Source organism: Bacillus sp. AR2-1, assembly GCF_008368755.1.
Classification (GTDB): Bacteria; Bacillota; Bacilli; order Bacillales; family Bacillaceae_G; genus Bacillus_A; species Bacillus_A wiedmannii.
This window is the reverse complement of record NZ_QORY01000019.1, coordinates 1-18,137: the sequence shown is the minus strand read 5'-3', so window position 1 is coordinate 18,137 and position 18,137 is coordinate 1. Positions and strand designations below refer to the sequence as shown.

Annotated in this window: 10 protein-coding genes and 14 tRNA genes; 2 read left to right on the top strand and 22 right to left on the bottom strand. The window is 37.5% G+C overall.

The window, feature by feature from the left end:
- Window positions 1–77: 77 nt before the first annotated feature.
- The 5 genes from glgP to glgB all read right to left on the bottom strand — a co-directional run bounded on the left by glgP (window position 78) and on the right by glgB (window position 8,117).
- A complete protein-coding gene (gene glgP, locus DT250_RS21825) occupies window positions 78–2,486 on the bottom strand; it encodes a glycogen phosphorylase (RefSeq protein WP_087984936.1) in 2,409 nt (802 codons plus the stop codon).
- An 18-nt stretch (window positions 2,487–2,504) separates the two neighbouring features.
- Window positions 2,505–3,935, bottom strand: coding sequence for a glycogen synthase GlgA (gene glgA / locus DT250_RS21820; protein ID WP_002203738.1), 1,431 nt, complete (start codon window positions 3,933–3,935; stop codon window positions 2,505–2,507).
- Window positions 3,936–4,048: 113 nt separating this feature from the next.
- Window positions 4,049–5,083, bottom strand: coding sequence for a glucose-1-phosphate adenylyltransferase subunit GlgD (gene glgD, locus DT250_RS21815; RefSeq protein ID WP_000504142.1), 1,035 nt, complete (start codon window positions 5,081–5,083; stop codon window positions 4,049–4,051).
- A gap of 18 nt (window positions 5,084–5,101) precedes the next feature.
- A complete protein-coding gene (gene glgC / locus DT250_RS21810; protein ID WP_000057613.1) occupies window positions 5,102–6,232 on the bottom strand; it encodes a glucose-1-phosphate adenylyltransferase in 1,131 nt (376 codons plus the stop codon).
- The gene (glgB, locus tag DT250_RS21805; RefSeq protein WP_149213700.1) at window positions 6,180–8,117 is read right to left on the bottom strand and encodes a 1,4-alpha-glucan branching protein GlgB; all 1,938 of its coding nucleotides are present in this window, start codon (window positions 8,115–8,117) and stop codon (window positions 6,180–6,182) included. The genes glgC and glgB overlap by 53 nt, the downstream gene beginning before the upstream one ends.
- A gap of 471 nt (window positions 8,118–8,588) precedes the next feature.
- On the opposite strand from glgB, the gene DT250_RS21800 reads away from it, so the two are divergent.
- Together DT250_RS21800 and DT250_RS21795 are read left to right on the top strand one after the other, a co-directional pair.
- Complete coding sequence (locus DT250_RS21800; protein ID WP_088064688.1) at window positions 8,589–9,194, top strand: CalY family protein; 606 nt, start codon at window positions 8,589–8,591, stop codon at window positions 9,192–9,194.
- A gap of 32 nt (window positions 9,195–9,226) precedes the next feature.
- On the top strand, window positions 9,227–13,450 hold the full coding sequence (locus DT250_RS21795; RefSeq protein ID WP_098133834.1) for a S8 family serine peptidase: 4,224 nt from the start codon (window positions 9,227–9,229) through the stop codon (window positions 13,448–13,450).
- 173 nt (window positions 13,451–13,623) lie between these two features.
- Here DT250_RS21795 and DT250_RS21785 read toward each other — a convergent pair whose 3' ends face one another.
- The 17 genes from DT250_RS21785 to DT250_RS21705 all read right to left on the bottom strand — a co-directional run bounded on the left by DT250_RS21785 (window position 13,624) and on the right by DT250_RS21705 (window position 18,103).
- Entirely contained in the window at window positions 13,624–14,568 is a 945-nt protein-coding gene (locus tag DT250_RS21785; protein ID WP_060632710.1) for an L-lactate dehydrogenase, read from the bottom strand.
- Between the two features lie 536 nt (window positions 14,569–15,104).
- Window positions 15,105–16,133 carry a DUF4179 domain-containing protein gene (locus DT250_RS21780; RefSeq protein WP_088064690.1) on the bottom strand — a complete coding sequence of 343 codons (1,029 nt, stop codon included), beginning with the start codon at window positions 16,131–16,133 and terminating at the stop codon, window positions 15,105–15,107.
- Window positions 16,126–16,656 carry a sigma-70 family RNA polymerase sigma factor gene (locus tag DT250_RS21775; RefSeq protein WP_088609422.1) on the bottom strand — a complete coding sequence of 177 codons (531 nt, stop codon included), beginning with the start codon at window positions 16,654–16,656 and terminating at the stop codon, window positions 16,126–16,128. The genes DT250_RS21780 and DT250_RS21775 overlap by 8 nt, the downstream gene beginning before the upstream one ends.
- A gap of 210 nt (window positions 16,657–16,866) precedes the next feature.
- Window positions 16,867–16,938: transfer RNA gene (locus tag DT250_RS21770), tRNA-Glu, on the bottom strand.
- Window positions 16,939–16,943: 5 nt separating this feature from the next.
- A tRNA-Ser gene (locus tag DT250_RS21765) sits at window positions 16,944–17,034 on the bottom strand.
- A gap of 6 nt (window positions 17,035–17,040) precedes the next feature.
- A tRNA-Asn gene (locus DT250_RS21760) sits at window positions 17,041–17,115 on the bottom strand.
- A gap of 7 nt (window positions 17,116–17,122) precedes the next feature.
- A tRNA-Ile gene (locus DT250_RS21755) sits at window positions 17,123–17,199 on the bottom strand.
- Between the two features lie 10 nt (window positions 17,200–17,209).
- Window positions 17,210–17,280: transfer RNA gene (locus tag DT250_RS21750), tRNA-Gly, on the bottom strand.
- A gap of 13 nt (window positions 17,281–17,293) precedes the next feature.
- Window positions 17,294–17,369: transfer RNA gene (locus tag DT250_RS21745), tRNA-Lys, on the bottom strand.
- Window positions 17,370–17,379: 10 nt separating this feature from the next.
- Window positions 17,380–17,455 (bottom strand) — tRNA-Thr (locus DT250_RS21740).
- A 14-nt stretch (window positions 17,456–17,469) separates the two neighbouring features.
- Window positions 17,470–17,545, bottom strand: a tRNA-Phe gene (locus DT250_RS21735).
- 14 nt (window positions 17,546–17,559) lie between these two features.
- Window positions 17,560–17,635: transfer RNA gene (locus tag DT250_RS21730), tRNA-Asp, on the bottom strand.
- Between the two features lie 3 nt (window positions 17,636–17,638).
- Window positions 17,639–17,715 (bottom strand) — tRNA-Met (locus DT250_RS21725).
- A gap of 27 nt (window positions 17,716–17,742) precedes the next feature.
- A tRNA-Ser gene (locus DT250_RS21720) sits at window positions 17,743–17,835 on the bottom strand.
- Between the two features lie 17 nt (window positions 17,836–17,852).
- A tRNA-Ile gene (locus tag DT250_RS21715) sits at window positions 17,853–17,929 on the bottom strand.
- 4 nt (window positions 17,930–17,933) lie between these two features.
- Window positions 17,934–18,010, bottom strand: a tRNA-Met gene (locus DT250_RS21710).
- Window positions 18,011–18,030: 20 nt separating this feature from the next.
- Window positions 18,031–18,103 (bottom strand) — tRNA-Ala (locus DT250_RS21705).
- Between the last annotated feature and the right edge of the window lie 34 nt (window positions 18,104–18,137).

Genomic DNA, 18,137 nt, shown 5'->3' with positions numbered 1-18,137 from the left:
TAGCAATTATATTCCTCTTTTAAAAGTGAATACACTTTGTCTCCATGAATAAAAGTCCCTTCAAAAGGGACTTTCACTTAATACTGTGTAACGGCATTACCAATACTCCAAATCTCATTACTATACTGTAAAATCGTTCGATCACTCGCAAAATGACCAGACTGTGCAATATTTAAAATCGACATTTCTAGCCACTTCGTTCGGTTTTCATACGCTCTACCGACAGCTTCTTGTCTTTCCGCATATGGACCAAAATCTCGCAGAACGAAGTATTCATCATTTTGAATTACGAGAGAATCATAAATCGCTTCAAATTCAGCTCCCGAATGTGCAAAGAAACCATTCGTTAACTGATCTACTACTTTTTTAATATGCATATTGTGGTGATAATAATCACTTGCACGATATCCACCATTTTGATAGTAATGAAGAACCTCTTCCGCTGTTAAGCCAAAAATGAAACAGTTATCATCACCGACCCGGTCTTTTATTTCAACATTAGCTCCGTCTAACGTTCCGAGTGTAATCGCACCATTCATCATAAATTTCATATTCCCTGTTCCTGATGCTTCTTTACTCGCCGTTGAAATTTGCTCACTCACATCCGCAGCTGGGAATATATCTTCCGCTAAAGACACTCGATAGTTTTCTAGAAAGATAACTTTCATATATTGGCTTACGTACGGATCATTATTCACTTTCCTTGCGAGTTCATTGATTAATTTAATAATTTTTTTCGCATAGTAATAGCCAGGTGATGCTTTCGCTCCAAAGATAAAAGTACGCGGATAAAATGTAAAACTAGCATCCTCTTTCAAACGGTTATACAAATATAAAATATGAAGAACGTTTAATAGTTGTCGTTTGTAAGCATGTAGTCTTTTTACTTGCACATCAAAAATAGAATTAGGATCAATTGTAATCCCCATTTTATTATGAATACGCTCCGCTAAAATCTCTTTACGCTCTTGTTTTACCTCTGCAAATTTCTCTTGAAAACTCGCATCATATTGAACTAATTGTAGCTCTTGAAGCTTAATCGGTTCTTTCTTCCACTCTGTTCCAATCGCCTCCGAAATAAGGTTTGTCAGCTGCGGATTCGCCTTCATTAACCAGCGTCTATGAGCAATTCCATTCGTTTTATTATTAAACTTATCTGGATAAAACTCATAAAACAATCGCATTTCACGTTGCTTTAAAATTTCCGTATGAATTTTTGCTACACCATTTACGCTATGGCTACCGACAATTGCTAAATGAGCCATTTTTACAAGATCATGCGCAATAATCGCCATCTCTTCAATACGATGCCATTCATATGGATAACGTTCCCAAAGTTCATGACAGAAACGTTCATTAATCTCTTCAATAATCATATAAATTCTCGGTAATAACGGTTTAAAAATGTGAATTGGCCACTTCTCAAGCGCTTCTGATAACGTCGTATGATTCGTATAAGAAATCGTTTGTGTCGTTATGTGCCAAGCTTCTTCCCATGCTAGTTTTTCTTCATCTAATAAAATACGCATTAGTTCTGGAATCGCCAAAACTGGATGTGTATCATTAATATGAATCGCAATTTTCTCATGTAATTGACGAAGGTCACCATATCTTTCTCTATGCATACGAACGATATTTTGCAAACTTGCTGATACGAGGAAATACTGTTGCTTCAAACGAAGTATTTTCCCCTCATCATGCGTATCATCTGGATATAAAAACTCCGATACCGCCTCTGTTTCACGCTTATATTTCAAAATATCTTTGCAATTTTGCGGGAAAGGAACTGGTTCAGCATTCCAAAGTCTGAGTGTATTTACAGTACTCGTCTCATAACCTACTACTGGAACGTCATATGGTACTGCCATAATCACTTCTGCATTCGTATGCCTGAACTCTAAACGCCCGTCAATGTATAGCGGTTCAACATTGCCGAAATAACTTACCTCTACAGCTTGATCATGCCTTCTTACTTCCCATACGTTTTCATGCAGAAGCCACTGTTCTGGAAATTCAACTTGATAACCATCAACAATTTTTTGATCAAATAAGCCGTGCTTGTAACGAATTCCACAGCCATGACCTGGTAAGTTTAAAGATGCAAGTGAATCAAGGAAACAGGCTGCTAATCGTCCAAGTCCACCATTTCCAAGACCTGCATCTGCTTCCACCTCTTCTAACTGTTGCAAAGAAATCCCAAGCTCAGAAAGTCCTTGCTCACATACATCCCTGATGCCTAAATTTAATATGTTACTTCCAAGCAAACGCCCAAGTAAAAACTCAATGGATAAGTAATACATTTGCTTTTGCTCTCCAGACCGATAACTTTCGTTCGTTGCAATCCATTGACTATTCATATACTCACGTACCATGTACCCAAGCGTATTGTATTGATCACGAGTTGTAGAGTCTTTAAAACTTTTACCATACATCGTCTCTAACTTTTCTAGAAAAGCTGATTTGAAACTTTCAACATGAGTAAACATTTCTTCACCACCTACATGTTATTCCATGAGACTTTTATACAATTTCTTATAGGCAAGAGCTGATTTCTCCCAGCTATAATCTTCAGTCATCGCTTGTTTTACAAGCTGCTCCCATACCGGTTTATCATGATAAAATTCAATCGCACGAAGAACCGTGTGCAACATGTCATGCGCATTAAAGTTCGTGAAACTGAAACCATTTCCTTCTCCAGTTTCTTCGTCATAAGATTGTACAGTATCATTTAATCCGCCTGTCTCTCTTACAATCGGAATTGTACCGTACGCTAATGCGATAAGTTGTCCAAGTCCACACGGTTCAAATAGTGATGGCATTAAGAATAAATCACTTCCCGCATACACTTGGTGGGCTAGTTCTTCATTAAATCCGATATACACTTTTACCTTCTCAGGATACTCGTATGCCATCCACTCAAAGAATTGTTCATATTCAGAATCACCTGATCCTAAAATAATACATTGCACATCTTCCTCCATTATTTCGCGGAATACAGTACGTACTAAATCAAGACCTTTTTGCTTCGTTAATCTCGTTACCATCGAAATAATTGGTGTATCTTCTTTTTCTGGCAAACCAAAATAACGCTGCAAGGCGCGTTTATTTTCATTCTTTTCCTCTAATGACTCTGCATCATACTGAGCAGTAATATACGAATCTGTTTCTGGATTATATACGCTCGTATCAATTCCATTTACGATGCCGCTAAGCTTACCATTATTTTTTCGTAACAACCCATCTAACTTCTCACCGAAAAACTCATATTGAATTTCCTCTTTGTATGTCGGGCTAACCGCTGTAATTTGATCAGAAGCAATAATTCCGCCCTTCATAAAGTTCACATTTCCATAAAACTCTAGCTGCTCACTATGAAAATATTCATCACCAAGTTCTAACAAGTCGTACATCACTTCAGGAGGAAATACACCTTGGAACTGCAAATTATGAATCGTATACACCGTTTTAATATGCTCATATAATGGATTATCTTGATACTTTTCACGCAGTAAGAAATTCACCATAGCTGTATGCCAATCGTGGCTATGAAGAACATCCACTTCAAAATCAAGATGCGGAATACACTCTAAAACTGCTTTCGAAAAATAAGAAAAACGCTCTCCGTCATCATAATGACCATATAGAGAATCTCTCTTAAAATAATATTCATTATCTATTAAGTAATACGTAATCCCGTCTTGCTCACCTTTTAAAATTCCGCAATATTGATTTCTCCACCCAAGCGGGACGTTAATTACTTTATGTAACGTACATCCATCCCTTAATTTTTGCGGAATAAGACTATAATTTGGAAGTATAATGCGAACGTCCACGCCTAATTTTTTTAGCTCTTTTGGGAGCGCACCTGCTACATCAGCTAATCCTCCCGATTTAACAAATGGTACACATTCTGATACTGCAAATAAAATATTCACTTGTTGTCCCACTGCACGAAAAGCTTATACGACTTCCCTTGCAGCTTCCTCCCTTCGAGTTTTCATTTGAATGAATGCTTTAATCAGTGGAGGAAAAACCCCCACTGATTCTTTTAAGAATAACTATTAATCGTACTGTTTTGAATGCTTCCTTTTTCTACAACATATGGCTCATCGGCGTTTCCTTTTAGTACAACACCGTCACCAATTTTCACGTCTTTATCAATAATAACACCGTCTATTATACAGTTATCTCCAATTTTGCTCTTTTGCATAATAATGCTATTACGAACAATTGAGCCTTTTCCAATTTTAACAGAACGGGAGATAACACTATTTTCTACTTCTCCTTCAATAATACTGCCGTTTGCAATCATTGTATTTTTCACGGCTGCACCCTTCAGGTAACGAGTTGGTGGTTCATCTTTTACTTTCGTAAAGATCGGTGCTTCTTTCTTAAATAATTGCTTCCAAATAGCAGGTTGCAAAATTTCTAAGCTATGTTTATAGTAACTTTCAATTGAATCAATAATAGCTACATATCCTGTATGCTCATACGTAGCAATATGCAGTGATTTTCCGCGCTTTTCTCTCACTACATCAAATAAACTGTATTGCTCCACATCTTTATATGTCTCAAATAAATCTAACAATAATTGTTTCTTTAACACGTATGTTTGAAGCGAAACCCCTTCATGGCAAACTTCAGTAATATCAGCTGCCGTATGTATATGTCGCTCTAACACCGCTTGAAAATTTAATGCTGTTACGAGATGGCTATTCGTAATAACAACGTATTCTTCTCTAGCTCTTAAAAAATAATCAATATGTCTTCTAAAATGTGCAAAAGACCCAAATTCATCTTGGTCACATTGGCAATTTGGCGGGAATAAAAACAGTCCGTCTCTTTTTCTATCTAAATCCCACTGTTTTCCTGAACCAACATGGTCCATTAGTGAACGGTTTTTATGACTTGTAAAAACCGCTACACTATGAATATTAGAATTCACCATATTTGAAAGCATGAAATCAATGAGTCGATAACGGCCCCCAAATGGTAACGCCGCTAATGAACGATGCCCTGTTACTTTCTTTAAGGAAGGAAAACTTCCCGTTGCATTAATAATTCCTAACATTTTTTCTCCCATTCATTTCATCCCCCTTTTCTATTTCCCTTCAGCAATGAGTACTACATCGTCGACATTTTTTTCTGGACGAATAATTGTTCCATCTTCAATAACCATTTCCGATCCAACAATCGCTCTTTCAATCACAACATTTTTACCAATCTTCGCTCCTGGCATAACGACGGAATCAATAACCATACTACCTTCTTCCACCGTCACCCCTTGGAATAATACAGAATGCTTCACGTCCCCTTCAATGACGCATCCTTCGTTAATAAGTGATTCTTCTACTTTTGCCTTTTCTGCAATATATTGAGGTGGCTCATTTGGATTCACAGAATAAATACGCCAATTACGATCGTTTAAATTCAGCGATGTTTCATCGCGAAGTAAATCCATATTCGCTTCCCATAAGCTTTTCACCGTTCCAACATCTTTCCAATATCCTTCAAACGGATACGCCATCAGCTTTTTCCCTTCATCTAATAAAAGCGGAAGTACATCTTTTCCGAAATCATTACTAGATTCAGGATTTCTTGCATCCATCTCTAAATACTCTTTCAAAATTGCCCAGTTAAAAATATAAATTCCCATTGATGCAAGATTACTTCTTGGAAATTGCGGTTTCTCTTCAAATTCAACAATCTCCATCTCTTCGTTCGTATTCATAATACCGAAGCGACTCGCTTCATCCCACGGTACTTCAATAACAGAAATCGAAACGTCCGCTTCTTTCTCAATATGGTAATCTAGCATTTTACTGTAATCCATTTTATAAATATGATCGCCTGATAAAATCAGAACATACTCTGGTTCATATTGACTTAAATAGTTTAAGTTTTGATAAATGGCACTTGCTGTACCTGTGTACCACTTCACACCTGAAGACTCCGCATAAGGAGGTAACACTGTGACTCCACCGCTTACTCGGTCTAAATCCCAAGCATTGCCGATTCCGATATAATTATGAAGTTCGAGTGGTTGATATTGCGTCAAAATCCCAACCGTTTCAATACCAGAATTCGCACAGTTACTTAGCGTAAAGTCAATAATGCGATATTTACCACCAAATGGAACAGCTGGCTTGGCTAAATTTTTTGTTAATGCACTTAATCGACTACCTTTTCCCCCTGCTAGTAACATTGCTACGCACTTTTGCTTTTGAGCCATCTTGTTTTTTGCTCCCCTTTCTCGTCTTCACTGGTCGTAATATGGATACGCCAAATGGTGGAATTGTAATTTCTACATGTGCCGCTTGATTATGATACGGTTCTTGAATCGTCTTGAGACGTTTCTTATTCACTTGCCCCGATCCGCCATATTGCTCAGCGTCACTGTTTAAAATCTCGTTATAATACTCGAAATCTGGCAAACCTACTTTATAGTTTTCATATGTAGCTTTCGTAAAATTACATACGACAACTAACGCATCTTCTTGTTTATCCCCTTGGCGGATAAACGAGAAAATACTTTGCTCATGATTATTAGCATCTATCCACTGAAATCCTTCAGGTGAATGATCAAGCTGCCAAAGTGGTTTGGAGCGCTTATACAATGCTATGAGCTCTTTAAAGTAATCATGCATATAACGATGCATTTCAAAATCATGTAAATTCCAATCTAAATCTTCAAGGTCTTTCCACTCATCAAACTGCCCGAATTCTCCACCCATAAAGAGCAATTTCTTACCTGGATGAGTAAAGAAATATCCATATAATAAACGAAGTTGAGCAAACTTATCCCAGTAATCTCCTGGCATTTTATTTAATAACGACTTTTTCCCATGAACGACTTCATCATGAGAAAGCGGTAATATGAAATTTTCAGAGTAAGCATATATTAAAGAGAACGTCATTTTCTCATGAATATACTTCCTGTACTCAGGCGCACACTCCATATATTTCAGCACATCATTCATCCAGCCCATATTCCATTTGTAATTGAACCCAAGCCCACCTTCATACGTTGGAGCTGTTACAAGTGGCCAAGCTGTTGAATCTTCTGCTGTCATAAGAAAATCTTCATCTTCTGCAAACACCGCTTCATTTAACTCTCGTAAAAATGAAACAGCGTGCTCATTACTTTGCTCTTGTCCTTCTTTATTCCAGTACAGCATATTCGCAACTGCATCCACCCTGAAACCGTCAATGTGGAAATACTTCATCCAAAATAACGCATTTGAAATTAAAAAATTACGTACTTCCCTCTTCCCTAAATCAAAATTAACAGTTCCCCATACTAGGTTTTCTTGTACATCTATATCTTTATATTCATAAGTCGGTGTCCCATCAAACAAATATAAACCGTGAGCATCTTTACAAAAATGCCCCGGCACCCAATCTAAAATGACACCGATTCCATATTTATGACATTCATCGACAAAATACATCAAATCATGTGGCGTGCCGAATCTACTTGTCGCTGCATAATATCCCGTCCCTTGATATCCCCAAGAACGATCATATGGATGCTCAACAAGCGGCATAATTTCAATATGTGTAAATTGATGTTCCACCACATACGGAATGAGCTCCTCGGCCATTTCTCTATAAGAATACAGAGCGCCATCTTCTTTCTTTTTCCAAGAACCGAAATGTAATTCATAAACTGTCATCGCTTCTTTATAAATCGATTTTTTCTTTCTCTTACGAATCCAGTTTTTATCATTCCATTCATATCCCTCTATATCAAAAACTACAGATGCCGTATTTGGTCTTACTTCTGCATATACTGCGTAAGGATCTGCTTTTAAAATAACGTCACCGTCCATCGTTTCAATCGCATACTTATATATCTCATTCTCTTGAATATGCGGTACAAACAAGGACCAAATCCCCTCTTCTGTCACTTGTAGCATCTTATGTTGCTCATAATCCCATTCATTAAAATCTCCAACAACACTCATTGCTTTCGCATGAGGAGCCCATACTGTGAATCGTACACCTCGCATCCCATCTTCCGTCACAATATGTGCCCCAAAGATGTTATAACTGTCATAGTACTTTTCTGTATGAAACTCATCTCGTTTCACTTCTTCACAATTTATTACATCCAATATGTTCACCTCACTAAGATGACAGAATTTTTTTACTCTTTATCATTTCTGCGAAAAACTGAAATATCCTTGTTATTTTTTAAAAAATATTCGTTTTTTTCTTTAATTTCGCTTAAAATATTCAAATTTACTGTGTAAAATATCGAATTTTGACGAATATCCATTGCAAACGCTTCATTTCCTACTAGTCTTTCATCCTCTTATTTATTTCTCAACCTTTATTTCATTAGATTGATTCTATTTTACTTGCTATTTATCACTTAAAATCACAACAAAATAATCTGTCATAAAAAAATGTTTCTCAACATTTTTTGTCACAATTTTATTGAAATGGAAAATTCATAAGCATATACTTGTTCTCAATAAAGAACTACGAACTCTCGCAAATATAATTCATACTGAAACACTATGTTTACTCTGTCCATGCTCCAAGAAAAAGTTTGATAAAAAATTAAATTAGGAGGCTTTCTTATGTCATTAAAACAAAAGGTTGGAATGGGAGTTGTCACAGCTTCACTTGGCTTATCCCTTACATTCGGCGGTGTATTCGCCTATTTCAGTGATTCTGAAACATCTAGTAACTCATTTCAAGCTGGTACACTAGATCTTTCTATTAACCCAAGTGTAATTGTTAATGTGAAAGATTTAAAACCAGGTGATTTGATTGAAAGAAACTTCAAGCTTGAAAATAAAGGAACATTGCATATTGCAAAAGTAGCACTTGAAACATCCTATGAAGTTACAGATGCAAAGCAAAATAATGATGGTGAAGATTTAGGCGATCACATCATCGTCAAATTTTTAGTGAATGATGGAAAGCCATCTAATCCAAACGATGATCATGAAATTTTGTGGGAAACAAAATTATCAGAATTAAAAACTATGAAACCGGAGGATGTAGCTACTTCTCTAGAACGTCATAACTTAATAGATGGTATTAAATCTGGTGAAACAGATTATTTACACGTTCTCTTCTCCTTTGAAGACAACGACCAAGATCAAAATAAATTCCAGGGTGATTCCCTGCAGCTAAACTGGACATTTCATGCAGAACAAACACCAGGCGTGGAGAAATAATTTTTAAAATATAAATTATCGGAGGCCTATATATGAAAAAGAAAAATCGTTTTGTTACCGGAATTGTGACGGCTGGCGTTCTATTTTCAACTGCCCTTCCGTTCAATGTACTTGCTGAAAACCCTATTAACCAAATTGACTCTTCAAACGCCCAGTCTTTACTATCAAAACTTTCTAAAGAACAGCGCCAAGCATTACAAACGTTAGATGCCAATCCTGGTTTTACTATTTCGCCAGATATTAATACGAGTAGTTCTGAACCAGTAAATATCATTGTAGAATTTCAAACTGCTCCAGTAAAGATTAATGAATTAAAACAAAAAGAAAAAGGATTACAAGCTGCTCCTGAAAATATAAAGGCACGTATTGATCAAGAACATGAGGAATTCCAAAAAGGATTAAAACGCCTTTATCAATTCAGCCCATCAGTAAAATCAGGGAATTTCCAGTCTGTACTAATTAAACGTTCTTATAAGCACGCTATAAATGGTGTTGCGCTAACGTTACCTGCAAATACAGTTGAAGAATTGTTACGCATTGGCGTTGTAAAACGTATTTGGAAAGATTACGAAGTGAAATTAAATTTACCAAAACAAGCAGAGCAGAAAGCACCTCAAAAACTAACAGATAGCATTCCCCAAATTGGGGTAGATAAGTTACATAGCGAGGGCATTACCGGAAAAGGAATTAAAGTTGGTGTACTAGATACAGGTATTGATTACAATCACCCTGACTTAAAAGACGTGTATAAAGGCTATCGCGCAAAATCGGGTGAGGATTCTAGTAAGGTAGACCCAAACTCCGTAAAAGGTTGGGACTTTATTAATAACGATGCAGATCCGATGGAAACAACTTATACAGAGTGGCAACAATCTGGCGCTCCTGAATTTGATGATCGTGGTTCTTCCTTCTATACTGCGCATGGTACTCACGTAGCAGGTATCGTTTCTGCTCAAAAGAAAAATAAATCAGATTCCGCAGTAAAAGGTGTTGCACCTGACATTGAACTGTATAACTATCGTGTACTAGGTCCTTACGGAAGCGGCGATAGTTCTGGTATTATTGCTGCAATCGATAAATCTATTTCTGACGGTATGAACGTCATTAACTTATCGTTAGGTGACGATAGCAACAATCCGCTTGATCCAACGTCTATCGCTGTCAATAACGCAATGCTTTCGGGCGTTTTTACAGTCGTTGCTGCCGGGAACTCTGGCCCAAATCCAGCGACACTTGGGTCACCAGGCGCTTCTCCATTTGCTATTACAGTTGGAGCAAGTGATAGCTCTATTTCCTTACCGAAACTATCCGGTCATGCTGGGCAATTACAATTCCCTAACCTAATTTTATTCGGCAAAAACTTCACTGATAAAATAGAGGATTTCAAAGGACAATCTCTCCCTATTGAATCTGTAGGAATCGGTACTCCTGACGAGTTTAGTAAAAAAGATGTAAAAGGAAAAATCGCTCTCGTTGCACGTGGTACAATCTCGTTTGATGAAAAAATCGCAAATGCGAAACAAGCTGGTGCAAAAGCAGTTATTATTTATAACAATGTGGATGGAGAAATTCCTTACTATATTGGCGAAAGTACAAAATACATTCCAGCATTCCGCCTAACGAAAGAAGATGGCGAAAAACTAAAAGCTCAAATTGAACAAGGCAAAACATCCTTAACTTTCGATGAAATAAATTATATTCAAACAGAAGGCGATCATCTTGCAGACTTTAGCTCACGCGGCCCTGTTACATCAAATGATGATATTAAACCTGATATTACAGCACCTGGTGTTGCGGTACTTTCAACAGTACCTGAATATATTAACGACCCGCAAGAAGGTGAAAACTACGATGTTTCCTATGAACGTATGCAAGGAACATCCATGGCATCTCCTCATATCGCTGGCGTTGCTGCTCTTATTTTGCAAGAACACCCAGAATACTCTCCATTCGATGTAAAGGCATCTCTTATGAACACAGCTGATGATTTAAAAGAAAAGTATTCCGTATATGAAGTTGGAGCTGGACGAGTAGATGCTTATAACTCTGTTCACACGGAAACAAGTTTTAAAGTGTTAGATACGACAAAAACAATTGTCAATGATGAAGTGATTGAAGTACCAGACGAAACTGGATCCATTGCATTCGGTAAATACTATCAAAAAGACGGGGAATCCATTGAACAAAAACGAAAAATTAAAATTGAAAACCGCAATAAACAAGAGAAGAAAGAATTTAAAACAGAAATTTCTTATACACCAGCTTCTTCTGCCATTAATGACGCTACCGCAAACGGTGTAAAAATTTCTACTTCTGAAACAATTACGATTGATGCTGGTAAATCAGATGAAATTGAAGCAAAAATTAATATTCCTGCTGGTGCAAAGCAAGGCCGATATGAAGGATATATTCATATTACAAATACGAAAAATAAAGAAGAAACGTATCAAATTCCGTTCTCTATTCGTGTGTCAGAGCCTGGTATTGAAAATGCACTATTATCAAGAAAAACAATCTCAACTGATACATCTACATTCAATCCATACCGCGAATCATATGTTCACGGGGCGTTCCAATTAAATAGCGAACTTGAAACGTTAGATCTTATCGTGAAAGATTCCAAAACAAATAAAGCACTTGGCTTCATCGGAACATTAAACACGAGTGGATTAAAAACAGATGTGTATTACTATTTAGATTCATTCTTTAACGGCAGAGTGTATCCTTTTACAAATGATCCTGCAAAACCAATTGGTGATGAAAAAATCGACTTACCAGAAGGAGATTACACAATTGAATTTGTTGGCTACGATAAAGCCGGGAAAGCACGTGTGAAAGGTGATTATGTCGTAATTGATAATACACCGCCAGAAGTGAAATTAACTGGATTACAGCCTGGTATTTATGAATTAAATGAAGAAAACTATACAGTAGAAGACGGTAAAAAAGCACTATGGGTTAAAGGAAATGTATATGATTCTAACGTTGACTACTTAAGAGGAAAAGGATTAAACATTACGCAAGAAGCGAACGGCGTTATGTACTATGACTATTCTCCCTACTTGCAGAAGTTTTTACCTATTACTGAAAATGGTGACTTTAAAGTTGGTATTACACCTGATTCCTTTAAAACTGAAGGTCCAATGAACACAGGCGTATATATTTTCGATTATGCAACTGCAGGTCCTGACTATCCAAGCGGTGTAAATAACTATTGGTTTATTCCGCAAGGTGCTCAATATGCAAAAGCTAGTTATGATAAAAAAGAATTATATAAAGATGATGAATTCACTGTGACACTAAACGCCAAACATGTGAAACAATTTGTATCTGGAGAATTTAACGTAAAATTCCTAGAGAAGAACTTCAAATTTGCAAATGCGAAATTGAATCCTACTTTTGAAAAACTCCTTTCTGAAAAAGGGGTAACCGCAAAAGTAAATGAGCCGAAACTAGAAGAAGGTTCTGTTACAGTAGGCGGAGCTATCGATGATAAAAACTTCGCCGGATTAGATGGTGACTTCCCGTTCATTGATGTAACTTTCAAGGTAGAAAATGATGAGTTTTATGAAGCAAATGCTCAATTAGATTTACCGGTGTTCGTTTACTGGAAACAAGGTGAATCAGAGCCAAGCAGAATGCGTGTGCTTCAAGATCAAACATTCTCAGTTATGTCTTTAAACTCAAAAGTAGAAGGAAATATTAAACCTGGTGCATTCTTAAATGAACGTGGATATTTAGATGAGAAATTTGATTATACAAAGCTTGGTGTAAAAGTATATGCAACAGATTCTTACCGTCATAAGTTTGAAGGCTCACTTGATAAATACGGTTACTTCAAATTGAATGGACTTCCTGTTAATAAACGTGATTATAACTTATACGTGGAGGTTCCAGGACATTTAACAAGCCGACTAACTACAAAACTAGGTACTGAAAAAGATGGTAAACTACTTGGTCAATATTATTATGCACGACCTGACGAAAACCTTGCTGGCGATGTAAATGCTGATAAAGTAATTGATATGAAAGATGCTGAAATTATCGCTAGCAACTATGGTAAAAAAGGACTATCTGTGAAAGACGGCGACCTTAACAAAGATGGCATTGTCGACGAAAAAGATATTCGTTTCGTTGAAAAGAACTTCTTGAAAAAAGGACCAGATGCATCTAAATCACAAATACCTGTTGAAAAATCAAAAAGCGGTACACTGGCAGATATTTTAAAGAAATTAGGATTAACACCTAAAAAATAATAATAAAGAGCACTCTATATAAAGTAGAGTGCTCTTTTCTATAAACGACCCTTATCCAGCAAAAGGGGTATATTGGGGATATACAAGGGAAACCGGAAAAGGAATTTATATTAAATTATATAAAAACTCAGAGGTAGGAAGCAGTTTCCCGCCTCTGAATTATTTAGCAATTATTATAGTACTGGTGCCATTGTTTCTTTTAATACTTTTACAGAATGAGCGAATTTCGCTTTTTCTTCTTCATTTAGCTCAAGTTCTACGATTTCACGTACACCTTCGCGGTTAATAACAGCTGGAACACCTACGAAAGCATCTTTCTCACCATATTGTCCTTCAAGGTATGCAGATACAGTTAATACGCTGTTCTCGTTGCTTAAGATTGCTTTAGTTACACGAAGTAGTGACATACCGATTCCGTAGTAAGTTGCACCTTTACGCTCGATGATATGGTAAGCTGCATCGCGTACATTTTCGAAGATTTTATCTAAGTCTTCTTGTTTGTACTGTTCGTTGTTAGCTAAGATTGTTTCTAGTTTTTGTACACCGATAGTAGCGTGGCTCCATACTGGAAGTTCAGTGTCACCGTGTTCACCAACGATGTAAGCATGAACGTTACGTGGATCTACATCTAAGTAGTCACCTAACATGTAACGGAAACGAGCAGAGTCTAAAGTAGTACCAGAACCGATTACGCGCTCTTTTGGTAAACCAGATTCTTTCCAAGTTACGTAAGTTAAAATATCAACTGGGTTAGTTGCGATTAAGAAGATTCCATCGAACCCGCTATCCATAATGCCGCGAACGATTTGTTTAAAGATCTTTGTATTTTTCTCAACTAAGTCTAAACGAGTTTCACCTGGCTTTTGTGGTAATCCAGCAGTGATAACAACTAGATCTGCATCTTTACAATCTGCATAGCTACCGCTCCAAACTTTTGTTGGTGATGGAGAGAATGGTACCGCATGGCTTAAGTCCATTGCTTCCCCTTCTGCTTTTGCTTCATTAACATCTACTAATACGAATTCTTCAGCTACACCTTGGTTGATCATTGAGTAAGCGTAACTACAACCTACAGCTCCTGTTCCTACTAATACTACACGATTGATACCTTTTTTCATGGTAATTTCCCCTCTCTATTGTTCACATATATTTTTTATGATTGTTTAAGTAATTAATTAAAATACTAATTTAATGTTGTTTAACTTCTTTACATTCATATTGTAGCACGTATTATTGTGAATTACTTCACAAATTATGGCCTATTTGTGAACTTTTTCACATAGAGTGTAAAGTTGATGGAATAGGTGTGGAATCCATCTCAATGGAGACGTTTTCTTTAGATTGTGAAAGGGATTTTCTTATATTTTTGTCGGTAAGTGAAATTATATCAGCGATTTTTTAAATATATGGACCGTAACTCCAAATATATCAGCGATTTTTGCAATATATCGACTTACCGACAAAAACCGACAATGATAACAGCATAACAAACGCCATCCTTTCTGTATATTTCTACAAAAAGAATAGCGTCTTTTGATTATATGGATACAAATTTATCTTAGCTGGACAGCGATGTTTTTTCCATACACGTCAAATTAACATACCGTCACTTATTAACAGTCAATAAACATGTGAACCTAGCAAAGCTCTTTAATTATTGTAGCAACACAGTCGTTTTTAAATCTTCAGCACCTCCATTTTTTAATGTATCATTTAGATCACTAAGATACGTAGGTTCAATTGTTAAGGATTTTGGAGGATTATCCATTGGTGGAAGAGCTAAAACAATATGGTGTCCGTATAGTCCCGTGCTACCAACTTGCAAGCTGACTCCTTCGTAGATTTTTCCTTTATCATCAGTTACGGTATAATCAAGTGCTGGCCAGCTATCATTAGCTTCCATTTCTTTTGGATAATCAAAGGTCAAATCAATCCTCGTTGAAAGTGAAGAAAAGGTTACTTGATTTACTGTTAATGCATATAAATTATCTTTCGTTGATGTTTTTATATTAGGAGTGAATTTATGAATCTCACCTTCAACTTTTGTAAGAGGAAATGCTACGTTCCATATTCCTGTTTGTTCAAATAAATCTTTCCCATGGACGGAAACATCAATTTTATCACCAAATTCACCGTAATTAGCCAGAGTAAATTCATGCTGCTCAATAATGGTGTTTTGTCCTTTTGACTTCTGTGAAGTAGAACCAATTGCAGCTCTGACTTCTTTCCCATTAATGGTTATATAACTAAATCCAGCTTTCTCTTCATTACTTTTGGAAATAGGATTCTCTCCTTTGTATTCCACCGTGACCACTAAACGTCCACCATCGTAAACAGCTTCTTTCACATTCATCGTTAAACCACTATGACTATCTCGTCTCTCAATTGATGTGGCAAGCTCATCCTTTTCAATTTTATCAGAAGCAATATCATTAAATTGTGCATAAATGGAGCCTATAACTGGAACACCCGATAATGTCTTTGCCATGGTAGGAGAAATGAATCCAAAACCTAAGAGAGAAACACATATTCCACAAGCAATAAGACTAGAATACTTAATTGTTTTTTTTCTACGGTACTGATTTTTCTTAGCTTGAAGCATGGCTGTTTTTTCTCTTTGAATTAACCGATCTTCTGGTATAGGAATATCATTGATATGGTGATTAATTTCTTCTTTATTCATAACTATATCCCTCCTTTAAAATGGGGCGTAAGGCTTGCTTTGCTCGATGTAATTGAGATTTTACCGTTCCTTCTGGAGAATTAAGAACCTCAGCAATTTCCTTAATAGATAAATCGTGATAATACCTTAATAAAATAATGGTTTTGTAAGTAGGATCTAAGAAATTAAATGCCTCGGTTAAATCCAGCGATTGCTCTAATTTATTCATGCTCTCTTCTGTACATAAATTAGATAACATTTCATCATTCACAACAAATTGTCTAGAGGACTTTCTTACAAAATCAATGGATTTAAAAACAAGAATTTTAGTAATCCAACTTTGAAATTTCTCCGGCTTTTTTAATTTTCTCAATGAAAGATATGCTTCATAAATTGTTTCTTGGTATATATCCAGTGCATCTTGTTCATTTCTTACATAAGAATAGGCTGTTCGATATAGCTTTGGGCGAACAAAAGTAATAAGTTGTTCAAATGCTTGATCATTTCCTCTTGTTGCTTGGTTTACTAGATAGGCTATGTCCATTTTTATTTCTTCCTCCCTTTACTAATATAGTCGAATGAGAGAATAAAAAGGTTGCAAAAATAAATGCATATATATAAATCTCCTACAACTTATTGCAATAATTACTATCAAGCATTAAAGACACAAAAAATCCATAAAAAAAGCAGACTATCCAAAGTCCGCTTTTACACAACAAAAAAGAGATAGCAGATTATGCTATCTCTTTTAGTATGACCCGTACGGGATTCGAACCCGTGTTACCGCCGTGAAAGGGCGGTGTCTTAACCACTTGACCAACGGGCCAATTCTGGCAGAGAAGAAGGGATTCGAACCCTCGCACCGCGTTCGCGATCTACTCCCTTAGCAGGGGAGCCCCTTGAGCCACTTGGGTACTTCTCTATAATATGGCTCCGCAGGTAGGACTCGAACCTACGACCGATCGGTTAACAGCCGATAGCTCTACCACTGAGCTACTGCGGAATAATTATGGTGGGCCTAAATGGACTCGAACCATCGACCTCACGCTTATCAGGCGTGCGCTCTAACCAGCTGAGCTATAGGCCCATAATTGAAAAGCGGGTGAAGAGAATCGAACTCTCGACCAGAGCTTGGAAGGCTCTTGTTTTACCACTAAACTACACCCGCATTAAATTGTAAATGGTGAGCCATGAAGGATTCGAACCTTCGACCCTCTGATTAAAAGTCAGATGCTCTACCAACTGAGCTAATGGCTCATTTTGAAAGTGGTGCCGACTAGAGGACTTGAACCCCCAACCTACTGATTACAAGTCAGTTGCTCTACCAGTTGAGCTAAGTCGGCTTGCGACTTCAAAATGGTGGCTCGGGACGGAATCGAACCGCCGACACGAGGATTTTCAGTCCTCTGCTCTACCGACTGAGCTACCGAGCCTTTATGTAAAAAAATGGCGGTCCCGACCGGGGTCGAACCGGCGATCTCCTGCGTGACAGGCAGGCATGTTAACCACTACACCACGGGACCATTTGGTTGCGGGGACAGGATTTGAACCTGCGACCTTCGGGTTATGAGCCCGACGAGCTACCGTGCTGCTCCACCCCGCGATGATAAAATATTTAATTTAGAAAAAATGGAGGAGGTAGAGGGATTCGAACCCCCGCGCGACTCTCGCCGCCTGTCGGTTTTCAAGACCGATCCCTTCAGCCGAACTTGGGTATACCTCCGAGATATAAAGCTTTAGTGGTGGACCTTGTAGGACTCGAACCTACGACCGGACGGTTATGAGCCGTCTGCTCTAACCAGCTGAGCTAAAGGTCCTTTATGGTAGCGGCGGAGGGGATCGAACCCCCGACCTCACGGGTATGAACCGTACGCTCTAGCCAGCTGAGCTACACCGCCATAAAATATATTAAAATAAGTGGAGCCTAGCGGGATCGAACCGCTGACCTCCTGCGTGCAAGGCAGGCGCTCTCCCAGCTGAGCTAAGGCCCCGTGTTTTTGGAAAATCGGGAAGACAGGATTTGAA

Bases quoted from the DNA above. Each gene is read 5' to 3' on its own strand.
- glgP (WP_087984936.1), bottom strand. From the start codon at position 2,486: ATGTTTACTCATGTTGAAAGTTTCAAATCAGCTTTTCTAGAAAAGTTA.
- glgD (WP_000504142.1), bottom strand. From the start codon at position 5,083: ATGGGAGAAAAAATGTTAGGAATTATTAATGCAACGGGAAGTTTTCCT.
- glgC (WP_000057613.1), bottom strand. From the start codon at position 6,232: ATGGCTCAAAAGCAAAAGTGCGTAGCAATGTTACTAGCAGGGGGAAAA.
- DT250_RS21800 (WP_088064688.1), top strand. From the start codon at position 8,589: ATGTCATTAAAACAAAAGGTTGGAATGGGAGTTGTCACAGCTTCACTT.
- DT250_RS21795 (WP_098133834.1), top strand. From the start codon at position 9,227: ATGAAAAAGAAAAATCGTTTTGTTACCGGAATTGTGACGGCTGGCGTT.
- DT250_RS21785 (WP_060632710.1), bottom strand. From the start codon at position 14,568: ATGAAAAAAGGTATCAATCGTGTAGTATTAGTAGGAACAGGAGCTGTA.
- DT250_RS21780 (WP_088064690.1), bottom strand. From the start codon at position 16,133: ATGAATAAAGAAGAAATTAATCACCATATCAATGATATTCCTATACCA.
- DT250_RS21775 (WP_088609422.1), bottom strand. From the start codon at position 16,656: ATGGACATAGCCTATCTAGTAAACCAAGCAACAAGAGGAAATGATCAA.